This window comes from Mycoplasma aquilae ATCC BAA-1896 (assembly GCF_048074525.1).
GTDB lineage: Bacteria > Bacillota_I > Bacilli_A > Mycoplasmatales > Metamycoplasmataceae > Mycoplasmopsis > Mycoplasmopsis aquilae.
The window spans coordinates 352,155-366,060 of the sequence record NZ_CP182208.1 but is presented as its reverse complement, the minus strand read 5'-3'; the positions used below and the strand labels follow the sequence as shown (position 1 = coordinate 366,060).

The window sequence follows — 13,906 nt, the reverse complement described above, 5'->3', positions numbered from 1 at the left end:
AAGTAGCCCGTAGGCTACCATTATTATTTATTGAAATTATTGTATGCATCAATTTTGAGAAGAGCTTTTTTCAACTTGGTTTCAAGTTTAAGTTTATCAATAGAATCGTTGTGTGAGGCTTCTTCAAGTTGACGAAGCACATTATCTCTATCTTTAAGAGCTCTTTGAACATCAATATTTTTAACATTTATAATATCATCAGTTATGATATTGATTTTATTAGCATCAGCATAAACTAATCCACCACCAATATAGCATTTAATGGTATCTGGATGATTATCTCATCCAATCGTTAAGTTACCTATTTCAATGTTAGAAAAGAGTGGTGTACGTCCAGCTTGAAGACCAATGTAACCTGAAGCTGTCTTCAAGGTTACAATATTTACATCACCTTCGTAGAAAATTCCACTTGGTACTGTAATAATTAAATGTACGTTATTTTCGCTCATTATTGTCCATTAGCTTCGCTATTTACTGCGTCAGCTTGGATTTTTTGATCTTCTACTTCGTTTGCTTCTGCTGCTTCAAGCTTAGTTTCTTTGTGTAGCTTGTTGTAACGTTCAATAACATCATTAATGCTTCCTGCATATCTAAAGATATCTTCTGGATAATCATCTAATTCACCTGAAAGAATAACTTTAAAACTTCTAATTGTTTCAGTTAAAGGTACGTATTGTCCTTTAATACCTGAGAATTTTTCAGCAACTGTAAATGGTTGTGATAAGAAGTTTCTGATTCTTCTGGCTCTTGCAACGATTTTCTTATCTTCTTCAGATAATTCACCCATACCAAGGATAGCAATAATGTCTTGTAGTTCCTTGAATCTTTGTAAAATAGCAACAACTTCTTGTGCTACATTGTAGTGTTCTTGACCAACAATTAATGGATCTAGTAATCTAGATGAAGAGTTAAGTGGGTCAATAGCTGGGTAAATACCAAGCGCTGCAATGCTACGATCAAGAACTGTTTTAGCATCCAAGTGAGTGAATGTTGTGGCAGGAGCTGGGTCAGTTAAGTCATCTGCTGGCACATAAACAGCTTGTACAGATGTAATTGATCCTCTACGTGTAGAAGTAATTCTTTCTTGAAGCGCACCCATTTCAGTTGCAAGTGTTGGTTGGTAACCAACAGCTGAAGGCATACGTCCAAGTAAAGCAGAAACTTCTGATCCAGCTTGGGTAAATCTAAAGATGTTGTCAATGAATAAAAGCACATCTTGGTTTTGTTTGTCTCTGAAATATTCAGCCATTGTTAGCCCTGTAAGAGCTACCCGCATACGTGCCCCAGGTGGTTCGTTCATTTGACCAAAGACTAGTGCTGTTTTATCTAGAACTCCGGCTGCTTTCATTTCGTGGTAAAGGTCATTTCCTTCACGAGTTCTTTCACCAACTCCGGCGAAAACAGAAAGACCATTGTGTTCTGTAGCAATGTTATTAATCAATTCTTGAACAAGAACTGTTTTACCAACTCCAGCTCCACCAAATAGACCAATCTTTCCTCCCTTAGCATATGGGATTAAAAGGTCAATAACTTTAATTCCGGTTTCTAAGATTTCAGAAGATGTTTTTTGTTCTTCATATGATGGAGAAGGAGCATGAATTGGAGCTTTTTCAACGTTTTTTGGAAAGTCCATATTATCAATTGGATCTCCAAGCACGTCAAACATTCTTCCAAGTACTTCATTTCCAACAGGTACTTCAATTGGAGCACCTGTATCAAGCACTTTCATTCCTCTTTGAAGTCCGTTAGTTGATACCATTGAAATAGTTCTGGCAGTATCATCCCCAATGTGTTGTGCAACTTCAAATGTGAATTTTTGTTCTTCATATTCTAAAGTTAAAGCATTAAGTAAGTGAGGTAATTTACCTTCGTCGAATCTAACATCGACAACAGGTCCTAGAATTTGTACTATTGTACCTTCGTTTTTAACCATAATTATCCTCCTTTTTATTATGTAGCATCTGCACCAGCTACGATCTCATTAATTTCTTGAGTAATGTTGCTTTGACGCTTACGGTTGTATTGTAATCTTAGGTCTTTGATTAAATCGTCAGCGTTCTTTGTAGCATTTTCCATAGCATTTCTACGTGAAGCCATTTCGGAAATTTTTGAACTTGTACCAAGTCCAAATACCATACTTGCTAAGTAAAGTGGAATTGAGTTTTTAAGTACCACTTCTGAGTTTGGTTCAAATTCGATTGTAGCATTAGCTTCTTGTTTAGTTTCCTTCTTTTCAGGAATATCAAATGGGAAAAGCTTTAGCACTACAGCTTCTTGTAATATGTTGTTAATAAATTCTGTGTAGTAGAAGAAAACATTAGCAATTTTCTTATTACGATATAAGTCTAATGCTTTCTTAGCAATCAATGTTCCAATTTCATAAGACACTGATTCACCAATTTCGGTGTATTTAAGCACGATTTGTTCACTTGCTCCCATTGATTGAATCATTGAGTAACCTTTTAAACCAATTACAATAATTTTGTCTTCTGGTTTAAGTTTAGTTTTAAGTAACTTAATGATGTTGTGGTTATAAGAACCACAAAGACCTAGGTCAGAGGTCATAACAATATGTAAGTCACCTTTTACTTCTTTATTTTCAGGGAAAATGTTAAAGAAGTCTCTTGGTTCAACATGTGAGATTAATTCATCAAAAGTATCTTTTAATGAATTTAAGTAAGCATCAACACTAGCGAATTCATTTCTAATTCTTCTTAATTTAGCAGTAGAAACAAGTTGCATCGCATTAGTAATTTTACGTGTGTTAGTAACAACTGAAATTCTATTCTTTAAACTATTTAAGTTAGCCATTATTTAGCTTCTTTAGTTTCTTCAACTAGATATTTACTTGGAAATGCTTTGTACATTTTTGGATCGTAGTTAGGAATACCTACAATAATATCTTTAACTATCTTAATTAATGCTTGTTCAATGAGTTTGTAATTTTCTTCACTAATTTTTCCTGTATTAACGATATCAGCATATAGTTTAATTCCTTCTGAATCGTTTCTTAAGTAAGCAAGTACATTGTCACGGTAATCGTGGATGTATTCAGCTGGAAGTGGGTTAATAATTCTTTCTTTAACCCCAACTAAAATGATTGCTTGTGCAGGTTGAGAAATAGCAAAGTATTGTTCTTGTTTTAATAATTCATAAACTTTTGCCCCGTGTTCTAGAATGGTTTTAGTTGAGTCATCTAGATCTGAACCAAATTGAGCAAAAGCTTGCATTTCATTGTATTGAGCAAGTTCAAGTTTTAATGAACCAACAACTTGCTTCATAGCTTTAATTTGAACAGCTGATCCAACACGAGAAACTGAGAAACCAATATCTACAGCAGGTCTTTGACCTGAGTTAAATAATGCTTCCTTAGTAAAGATTTGACCATCTGTAATAGAAATAACGTTTGTAGGGATATAAGCAGAGATATCACCTTGTTGTGTTTCGATAATTGGAAGGGCAGTAATTGAACCACCACCGTTAGCTTTGTTTAATCTAGCTGCACGTTCAAGTAATTGAGAGTGTAGGTAGAAAACGTCCCCAGGATAAGCTTCACGTCCAGGTGGACGACGAAGAAGTAGTGAGAGTGTTCTATATGCAATAGCATGTTTTGATAGGTCATCATACACTATTAAAACGTCTTCTCCACGAGACATTCAATATTCAGCAATAGTTACTCCTGTATATGGAGCAATGTATTGTTGAGGTGCAAGTTCACTAGCTCCAGCTACAACGATTGTTGTATAGTCTAAAGCACCGAACTCATTTAATTTGTTTACAATTTGAGCAACTGTTGAATTCTTTTGTCCAACTGCAACATAAACACATTTAACATTTTTATCTTTTTGGTTGATAATTGTGTCAATTGCGATTGCAGTTTTACCAGTTTGTCTATCTCCGATGATTAATTCACGTTGTCCCTTACCAATTGGAATCATAGTATCGATTGCAATGATACCTGTTTCAAGAGGTTGGTTAACTTCTTCACGTGTCATAACACCAGGTGCAACTTTAAAGATTTCACTAGTTACTGTATTAGTAATTGGACCTTTACCATCAATTGGTTGACCTAGAGCGTTAACTACACGCCCAAGTAATGCATCACCAACGTTAACAGAAATAACTTTTCCAGTTCTTTTGACTGTATAGCCTTCTGATACTGAGTTAGCGTTACCAAATAGCGCAACCCCAACTGTTTCTTCTTCAAGGTTAAGAGCTAAACCGTAAACACCATTTTGGAATTCAACAATTTCACTATTACGAACTTTATTAAGCCCTGAAACAACAGCGATACCATCACCAATTGAGATAACTTGACCAATTTCTGATCTATCTGCAGTTTTACCCATGTTTTCGATACGATCTTTGATAATCGCAGATATGTCATCTAATCTAATAGCCATTTATTACACCTCCTTTTCATTTTCTTTTTTGATAATTTCATTCTTGATTTTTGTTAAATCATGTAATAAGTTCATTTCTAAAACTTCTGTTTTTGAAATGATTTGGATTCCACTAATCAAGTTAGGATCAACTTCATTTTTTAGCACAACTGTTCTCCGTGTTACACTTTGAACTTTTTGTCTAATCGCATCAAGTTGTTCTTCTGATAGCGGAAAAGCAGAACGGACGATAGCGAACCGAATTTTTAATTCGTTATTTGATAATTTTAAGTATTCAACAATAATTTTGACAATGTAAGAAGTCATTCTTCTTTGAACAATGACTTTTAATGTATTGCGAATAATAATATCGAAATCTTTAAAGGCCAAATCAATAGTCTTAAATCTTTCTTCTTCAGCAATTAAGTCATTTCCAAGATATGTAGCAAATTTAGGATTTGTTACAAAGGCTTCTTTAACTGCTTCAAATTGAGGTTGAATTTCCTTAAATTTATCTTGTTCTTTAACTAAATCGTATATTGCCACAGCATATGCTGAGACATTTCTTTTTACATACATCTAATTAAAGTTCCTCAGGGGATTTGTTTGAATTTAAAAACTTATCAATAATTTCGGTTTGCGTTTCGGGAGTAATTTCTCTCTTTAGAATCTTTTCTGCTAAGTCTGTGGCAACTGTCACAATGTATTTTTTGGCATTTGAATCAAATTCACGTTTTTGTGAAGCAATATCTTGAGATGTTTCTTCAAGTAAACGTTTTGATTCTGCCTTAGCTTTTTCAGTATATGAATGTGATACTTCGCTAGCTTTTATTTTTGCTTTAGTTATTATAATATCAGCTTGCTTGTGTGCTTCTTGAAGTTTATTATTAGCTTCAAGTTTAGCTTTTTGACTTAATTCTTTTTCCTTGATAGAATCATCAATGTTACCTTGAATAAAGTCAGCTCTTCTTTTCATCATTTTCTTAACTGGTTTATATAATAATCAAGTTAAAATAGCGAAAACAATAGCAAAGGCAAGTATTGTTGCAATCATCATTGGGACACTTGGAATTAAATTCGCGAATTTTTCAGTAATCCCATCTTTTGCTGCGTGTGGTGTATCTATTTGTGAATAGTTTCTAGCAGCAAATGTTACAACGTTAGAAATAGTATTAATCATTTTAGTCTACTTACTATTTTAAGAATAGTAATAATAAAGCAACGATGAAAGCATAAATAGCAGCAGTTTCAGCAATCCCAGCACCGATAATTAACATAAGACGAATTTTAGATTCAGCTTCTGGATTTCTACCAACAGCTTCTGCAGCTTTACCAGCAGCGTATCCTTGTCCAATTCCTGTTCCAAGAACACCAATTGCAGCAAGTCCAGCTCCAAGTGCAGCTAGTCCAGTTGTTAATGAACTACCTGATGCAGCAGCTTCTTTAACTGCGTCAGCTTGTGGAGCAGTTGCAGCTGTAGATGCAGCTGTATCTAATAATTTTGTAACTGTTTCAATCATGTTATTCTCCTTTTATTTTAGTATATAGCTTGTAGAGAAGTTCATTCCTCAGCTTTTTCACTTAATGTTTCTTTAGCTTTTTTATCTTTCTTGCTTCCTTCTTCTCCAGAAGCTTCTACCACTCAGTAAACTGTAGTTAGTAGAGTAAAGATATATGCTTGTAAGGTTGAACCAAACAAGTCGAAATAGAAGTGCAATGCAGGTGATACAAGTAAAGCTAAAAAGTATCACTCATGGTTACCAGCTCCTATCCCAGGAATTAAGGTTCAGAAATATCCAAATAGTGAGTAAACTAAGAAAATAACTGTAGTTCCACCTATAACATTCCCATAAATACGGAAACTTAAGGAAATAAGAGGCGAAACTTTTCCTGGTAAATCTAATGGATTTATAAAACTCTTTAAGTATCTTACTTTTTGATATATAGCACCAACTATAAAAATTCCAAGTCAGCTCATTAAAGCTAAAGTGAATGGAATTGAGTATGATGTTACTATCGGTTCAAGTCCAATCATGGCTGTTAAGTTACCAACAAGAATAAATGTAGCCAATGTAAAAATATATAAGCGTGATTTTTGAATCTTATCTCCACCTGTAGTGTCATCAAATGTATTGTCAATTAAGCAAACATATGCTTCAGCAATCTGAGCAACACCCTTAGGTGCTTGATCTTCTTTAACACGACTAACTTTTACATAGACAATTATGCTTATTATTAAAATAACAACAACAGTAACTACCAAAGAAAGTAGTTGTGGCTGGTTTCAAGCCATAAAGTCCATTTTCATAACAAGCCTCCTTCCTTTTATTTTTGCAAGCTTAGTGTAATTTGTGCAAGCACAATTGCAACAAAGCTTGTGAGCAGACCACCTAAAAATGCAAATAAGTTAATTGGACGATCAACCATTTGTAATAAGGTGTAAGGTTTGTTTATTTTAGGTTCTAGATGTTCTAAATGTGAACAGTTTATTGTAATCATTAAATAAATGATTAAAGCAACTATTGCAAAATATAATGTTGTTTTCAAAATAAAAAGTGCATACAATTTTATTTTCTTATTTCTAAGGGTGAAATAAGCAAATATTCAATTTAATTTAAAAAAGACATACATTAATAGAGCACCTAATGCATATCCGAAAAATAATCCATAATTAACAGGAATTAAACACAACATAACTAAAATAATTAATAAAAAAATTACCGTAAAGAAAATATCGTATAGTTGTGTAAATTTCCTATTTTTAAGTATTTTTCTTACGAATTGCATATTTGTATTTTAATACTTTTTTAAACACATAAACAATTTTTTTTATTTTTTTATAAATATTCTATTTATAAGTTTTTAAGGCATTTGCTAAAGCATAATTTTGCCTTGCTAAAACTTGCTAAATAGCCTTAAATAAATGCCTGTTCCACATTGTTCCACATTCCTTTTTGCCTATAAATTAAGGGTTTTGGCATAAAAAAGTCTATCTAGCAAAGTAGATAGAACTAATTTTAAAGGTTTTTAGCAAGCTTTAGCAAGTCAATAAATAAAGCATTGGCTGCTGGATCATATATATCAGAAGAAGCTAATGCATAAAAGAAATTTGAATATTGTTTATACTCTTTATCATTAATTATTTGCTTTTTAACAAAGAAATATAAACCAGCATTATCTTGGCTGATTGTGCCTAACACTAATTGGTTTTGATCTGTTGAAAGTTTTTTAATTTCCTTGTTTTTGGATATAAAGTAAAGCTCATAATTTGGATCTTTTTTATAGTTTATTAATTGTAGTGTTACTGGGCTTTTTTCTCAATCCAGCTTATTGCTATAGTTTGAAGTTTGGTAAGTATTATTAAAATAAATTGCAAGTGAATCGTCATATTGTTGTGTAGCAAAATTTAGGAATATAGGCTCAGTTTCAAAATAGTTTGAATCATTTAAATTATAGTAATATCTAAATTTTAAAAACTGAATACCATCTTTAATAAGATCTTTTGTAATTTTTAAATTTGCAATCGGGATATTTTTAGCTAGTTCATTATATTGCCCTTCTTTAGTCATACTTCCCATAATTGAAACATAAACTAAAGAATTTTTAGCATATGCAATTTGCTCTAAATTTTGGTAAACAATTGGGCTCATTGTTATACCATATTGTTCAAATGAATCCTTAGGTTTATTAATAATAGTGTTTTGTTTAGTATTTCACATAAGATTATTTATATTATTGGCTTTTTCTTTATATTGGTTGGCTAATTTTATAATTAAATTTTTAGCAATAGTTAAGTCAACCTTGTCAATATTTTGAATGCAATATTCAATCAAATTATTAAATTCTATTTTATCTGCAATACTAATTTGTCCAGGTAAAGCGCCAATAACATATGAGTTAATATCCACTTGTTGTAATTTAGCAAAATTAATAAAATCTTGTTTAATTTGTTCTGGATTAAATGAGGTTTGATAAAAAGCTTTTTGCTCATCTGTCATTTCTAGTTTATGATATTGAGTTGAAAAGTTTAAACTGTAGAATATTCCTTCTTCATTGGCATAAAAGTTAGTAATGTAATAATTGTTGATATTAGGAATTGTAATTTTAATAAACTTTTTATTATCATTGTTCACCACTAAGTAAAAGGCTTTTTGGATAGTACTATATTTAGACTTAAAATTATTGGCCACGAAGATAAATTTATCTTTATATGAACCAAATAAGTTATTAGTTCGCTCAATTGTTGCATTATTCATTGAAGCCTGGATTTCAGCAACCGCAGTTGCATCATCGATAACATCATAAAAATCAATTTCACTCGGGATATTAGAATTTAAATCTTGGGAAATAAGCATTTTATATAATCCATCTTTACGTTTTACAGAACGTAAAGCATAAAATTTTCCGTTATAGAACTCATAAGCAGAACGATTGTCAATTATATCCCCCGCTGCACGTTGTAAAATATAATTATACATATATCCATTTTTGAATACCGGCGATAAAACTTCATGTTTATCTTCATTTATCTGATATTCATATGGTCCTACAGCATATTTAACATTATCATTTTTCTTATTAAATAAATCAGGTCAAGGCAGCGAAAAAAATTCACCATTACTAAATTGTGCTTGATTTAAGGGTTCATTGTAGCTTTTTCCTATTGGTAAAAGAAATTCATGATATGAAATATCATTTTGAGGCGAATAAGCAATTGGAGTCTTTTGATAAATTAATCTAGATGTTTTTGCTCAGGTAGCATCAGATAAATATCACATAGGCTGACTTGTACCTGGCATTTGTAACTTGATATAAGCAACTTCATGCGATTCATTATGATATCTAGGATCAACAAATCCTTCCCCAGTTACAATTGGCATTGCTGTTACACCAACAATATTAAGGAGTAATGAATATAAATGAGCATAATTAGCACATACCCCTGATTGAGTTAATACAGCATTTTCAATACTTATCAAAACATCTTTCAGTACATATTCTAAATATGATGACGTGTATTTTCAAAGCACAAAAGCTTTATCATAATCTTTCATACCAGGTTTAATAAGTGCTATTCCATTTTTAATAAAATTATTGAAACTTTCTTTATATGTAGATTGTCCCTGTCAGTCAAAAGCAATTAATGGACGATAAACCTTGAGAGCATATTGTTTATCAGAGCTAATTTCAAATTTTAAATTAACATTCGAAACAGAATAATATGGGAAGTATTTTCAATTTTCATAGAATCATTCACTGTAAGCATAAGCTAGCAAATTAGTATTAATCTTTCGATCACCAAAATCATATTCATAAATATTGTTACTTGCAACAATGTAATTAAACATATCTTTTAGATCTTCTTTAGTTATCTCGTTGTCAGATTTATGAACCAATGGGACTGTGCCATAATTAAATGAACTGCTAGTTAGATTTAATGTTGCTGGATTTACAATTCTTGAAAATGAATCAAATTTAGATGTATTTAAATGAAAAAGGTTCGCTTCTTTAGCTGCTTGTAAAAGAGAATCTTCCGAAGCAATCTGTGTTTTGTTTCCTTCACCAGGCTCAGTATCTTTATTTACTGTTTGAGGGTCTTTGTCTTTCTTAGAAGTGCTCTCTCCTTCGTCTTTTCCTTCGTCTTTTCCTTCGTCTTTTCCTTCGTCTTTTCCTTCGTCTTTTCCTTCGTCTTTTCCTTCGTCTTTTCCTTCGTCTTTTCCTTCGTCTTTTCCTTCGTCTTTTCCTTCGTCTTTGTTTGATTCCGCATCGCCTTGCTCATGTTCTTTATCAGTTTTTGACTCCGCATTATCTTTGCTTATTTTTTCGCTTTTTGCTTGGAAATCATTGATCAAGTCTTGAAGTTGCATCATACTTGAATCAATGCCATTGCCTCATTTTTTTACTTCGTCTAACTCAGGAATGTTAGTTTTATGAGAAACGAATCAAAATCACAAATCATTATTATTGACTTTAGCTATGTCTACCAACTTATTAAATAAATCATTTATTAAACTATGTATGTCATTAATTTTGTTTTGTAATTGTTGAATTTTAAGTTCTGACATAACTGGCTGATTTATAGATAATTTCACCTTATTAATTTGATTTTTTAATGCTTCTGCATTTTGCACCACTGATTCAAGTGCAGCTTTGTTTTCATTCCATGTTTTAAGTGGGTATTTTAAATAATCATCAAGATTATTAATTGTATTGAACGCTGGAACTACTTTTTGGAATTCTAATAAAAGTCTTTTAATAGTGTTTATTTTTGATTTAACTTTATTTTGAAGTTCTGCTAATTCAGAATTTGAAGTGTTTAATGTTATAGAGTTAAATTTAGCAACAAGTTTTTCATATTGTGCTTTAGATGCCTGAAATTTTTCATTCTTTTTTGCAACTTCTGGCTTTATATCATTTCATGAAGACTTTATAAGTTCTAACCTATCAGCATAAGTTATATTTCAACTTTTTATTTTATCAATATTAGCAGAAACTAAAGTGTTAAAATTCGACTCCTCTTGATTTAACAAATGGTTTAAATTTTGTACTTGTTCTTTAATTTTATTGTCATTTATTTTGTCATTTTTGTCAGTTTTGTCATCATTATTTTGAGAACTATTACATTTTGAAGCAATTATTATTGGCACTATAGTAATAGGCGCAATTCCAACTAAAATTATCTTATTTAAGTTTTTACTTCTTCTCATTTTAAATCCTTCACAATTAATTGTTGATAATATTTTATATAAAATATTATAATTCAATAATATAAAAAAGAGCAAAGGAGTATTATGCAAGAAAAAGAGCCAATAATAATAAAATGAAACACATTTAAAAAGGTTTTTTATAATAATCCAGCAATGATTTATAACACTTTTAATTTACAAGATCGTATTATTGAAAGTGAATATAAGAAAAAATGAGGATACTCGCCCGAAGACCACCGTGCCTTGCTGCAAGAAATAGAAAGCGATGAAACAGGATTTACTGAGCAAGATAATGATGATATTCTTGCACTTGAGGAAGCAGATATTTTCTTTCAAATTCAAGATGATCATTTTGAAGCAAATATAACTCAAGAAATTGATTTTGATGATATATCAGAATCATACATCAACATTCGTTTAGACTCTTATGTAAAATATAAAAAAGATGCTATTAACTGATACATTAAACAATACCAAATTAACCCTAAAAGAGTTGCTTTTATCAGAGGAACTGATAAGTTAGATAATAAAATTTTAGCTACTAAACAATTTCTACTAGACCCTAATATTGATTTAATTATTGATCCAGTTTTAGATTATCACATTAGCGATACTCAAGACAATCTTTTTAGATTTGTTTCAGATGGTTTATTGTATGATAAAAAGCTCAAAAAATTAAGTACTCTATCATATGTCTCACGTGCTAAAAATACTCAATTTTACCAATTTTGATACTTGCAAAAAATCCTTAAGCGCAATGACGTAGAGTTAAAAGAATGTTCAACCATAATTATTGATCCAGTTTCTTCTGTCAAAAAAACAGTTAAACAAGGCCAAATTTGATTCTATGAATCTTACTCAGCTTATCCTTTAAAAAGTATCGCTAAATCAAACAGTGCTAAATTAAGTCCTGATTTAATTGATTTAGATTTTATTTTCAAGAAAACTGGAGATGCAACTTTAATAGGACATAGTGGTTTTTATGAACGTAATAGTATGTTTTCATTTGTAAAAAGTGCCAAAAGTGGCTTAATTTTACAAACTGGTGTAGAAGTTGATAAAACTGTTATCCAAGCTAAAATAGAAGAAGACAATATTTCGCCTGAAAGTTCTAATTTAGACCAAACTAGCTATATACAAGGGCTAGAAAGATATCAACCTTTTAAATTTAAAGGGAAAGGCGACCTATTAATTCGCCAACTTGAAAACTTTGATTTCTATGTTGATGTAATGATAAAGAGTTATCAAGAATTTAATAATGAAGATTCATTTAATTATGATGCTATCAAATACTTCTATGCCGTAGATTCAAACGAAGATGATAGTAAAGTAAAATACTGATTGCAAAATGGAATAATTCCTCATGTTGAAGAAGATAATTTTGTTTATCCAGAATACTTTACAGCATTGGAACGGGCTGCAATGCTAAATTATATTTTAGGCAATAAATACGATTATTATTCCGGCAATGCCTTTAAGCCTGCTGAAAAGAAATCTTATGAAGCAATTACAAACAAGATTGCCAAAATTAAGCATAATATTAACTTCTTTAACATTCAAGCCTTAAACGTAGTTAAAAACATTCATGTTAAGGATGCTAGAATCTGCTGATATGACTATGAAGGCTTCATGAATTTATATCCGATTATTGACAATGTTCCTTCTTATAATCAAGTCATTAATCAAGTTTCAATTATCCTAACACAAAATGGTAAAGAAATTCATAAAGAAAACATCGTTATTGATACCTTGGGCTTAAAATTAATTGATATAGTCAAAATGCTTAAGGCAATTTATTGTGATGGTGCTAATGCTTATGTGGTCTATAATAAAAGCTATGAAAATACGCGTAATAAGGAAGTTTTAGCCCTTGTACGTAAGCAAATACTGCATGGAGATGGTTCTGAAAATAACTTAGCTTTTATTGCCCAATTTAATGAACTCTTCCCAAATGGACTAAAAGATTTTGAACATATAATTTTTCACATTAATAATAACACCATTGATTTAGCTGATTGTTTCAATCGTTACGCTTCAGAAAAATTACCAGTAAACAACATGGACCCAGAATTAAGGGAATATGTCTTCTTTGAAGATGATGAACAAAATCATACTATTAAAGTTCTAAATGATGTTGACTTTGCTCGTTTCCAAGAAATTACTTCTTGAAACAGCCATATTATTTCTATTAATTATTTAATGTATTACTATTCAATTAAAAAGATTGAAAAATACATTACACACCTAGGATTAAAGCTTAAAACTTTAATTACTCCTTATAAAGACCTCGAAATTCAAAAAGGAACTATGGCTATGGAAAAAGCGATGCAAAGAAATGCTGGAATTATTGGTGATACTTTATGAAATGAATTAACCGTGCCTGCATTGAAACTTTATTGTGAAAATGACGTCAAAGCCATGATTATGGTATATGAACTAATTATGTACCTTGGAAGACTAAAATTTAAAAACGAATTAGATCGTTTTGAATATCAAATTGAAGCAAAAGATTTTGAATATTATATTAATGATGATAATAAATTAGACATTAAATAAAGAGGGCTATAGGCTCTTTTTTTATAAAAAACCTCAAGCTTTTTATAAGGCCTGAGGCAATGTGTAATTATACTAATGAGATTCATTAGATTCATTATTTTTTTGTGCAAGAAGTTTTCTTACTACTGGAACTTCTTCTCTTAAAGTTTTTCCTGCGTTTCCCACTTGGGCCAAATATAGTCACTTTTTAGGTGGCTATATTTTTGAAAAAAATATAAATATTATGCTACTATGCTACTAAATGTGGTATAATATATTCAT

The 13,906-nt window shown here is 31.0% G+C and carries 10 protein-coding genes and 1 pseudogene; 1 reads left to right on the top strand and 10 read right to left on the bottom strand.

The window, feature by feature from the left end; genetic code table 4:
- Positions 1–23 precede the first annotated feature (23 nt).
- From atpC to ACM0IS_RS01610, 10 genes and pseudogenes are all read right to left on the bottom strand, one after another.
- Entirely contained in the window at positions 24–449 is a 426-nt protein-coding gene (gene atpC / locus ACM0IS_RS01655; protein ID WP_416741983.1) for an ATP synthase F1 subunit epsilon, read from the bottom strand.
- A gap of 89 nt (positions 450–538) precedes the next feature.
- A pseudogene (atpD, locus tag ACM0IS_RS01650) lies at positions 539–1,933 on the bottom strand (F0F1 ATP synthase subunit beta); the annotation flags it as partial.
- 17 nt (positions 1,934–1,950) lie between these two features.
- Positions 1,951–2,811 carry an ATP synthase F1 subunit gamma gene (atpG, locus tag ACM0IS_RS01645; protein ID WP_416756556.1) on the bottom strand — a complete coding sequence of 287 codons (861 nt, stop codon included), beginning with the start codon at positions 2,809–2,811 and terminating at the stop codon, positions 1,951–1,953.
- Positions 2,811–4,403: a F0F1 ATP synthase subunit alpha gene (gene atpA, locus ACM0IS_RS01640; RefSeq protein ID WP_416755718.1), complete on the bottom strand. Its 1,593-nt coding sequence runs from the start codon at positions 4,401–4,403 to the stop codon at positions 2,811–2,813. Before atpA ends, atpG begins: the two co-directional genes overlap by 1 nt.
- A 3-nt stretch (positions 4,404–4,406) precedes the next feature.
- Positions 4,407–4,961, bottom strand: a complete 555-nt coding sequence (gene atpH / locus ACM0IS_RS01635) for an ATP synthase F1 subunit delta (RefSeq protein WP_416756554.1) — start codon at positions 4,959–4,961, stop codon at positions 4,407–4,409.
- A 4-nt stretch (positions 4,962–4,965) separates the two neighbouring features.
- Positions 4,966–5,562, bottom strand: a complete 597-nt coding sequence (atpF, locus tag ACM0IS_RS01630) for a F0F1 ATP synthase subunit B (RefSeq protein ID WP_416756552.1) — start codon at positions 5,560–5,562, stop codon at positions 4,966–4,968.
- A gap of 13 nt (positions 5,563–5,575) precedes the next feature.
- Positions 5,576–5,902, bottom strand: coding sequence for an ATP synthase F0 subunit C (atpE, locus tag ACM0IS_RS01625; RefSeq protein WP_416756551.1), 327 nt, complete (start codon positions 5,900–5,902; stop codon positions 5,576–5,578).
- A 17-nt stretch (positions 5,903–5,919) separates the two neighbouring features.
- Positions 5,920–6,690, bottom strand: a complete 771-nt coding sequence (locus ACM0IS_RS01620) for a F0F1 ATP synthase subunit A (RefSeq protein ID WP_416756550.1) — start codon at positions 6,688–6,690, stop codon at positions 5,920–5,922.
- A gap of 17 nt (positions 6,691–6,707) precedes the next feature.
- Positions 6,708–6,929, bottom strand: coding sequence for a hypothetical protein (locus tag ACM0IS_RS01615; RefSeq protein ID WP_416756549.1), 222 nt, complete (start codon positions 6,927–6,929; stop codon positions 6,708–6,710).
- Positions 6,930–7,399: 470 nt separating this feature from the next.
- Positions 7,400–11,089, bottom strand: a complete 3,690-nt coding sequence (locus tag ACM0IS_RS01610) for a hypothetical protein (RefSeq protein ID WP_416756548.1) — start codon at positions 11,087–11,089, stop codon at positions 7,400–7,402.
- 84 nt (positions 11,090–11,173) lie between these two features.
- On the opposite strand from ACM0IS_RS01610, the gene ACM0IS_RS01605 reads away from it, so the two are divergent.
- Positions 11,174–13,645: a UU173 family protein gene (locus tag ACM0IS_RS01605; protein ID WP_416756547.1), complete on the top strand. Its 2,472-nt coding sequence runs from the start codon at positions 11,174–11,176 to the stop codon at positions 13,643–13,645.
- Positions 13,646–13,906: the final 261 nt, after the last annotated feature.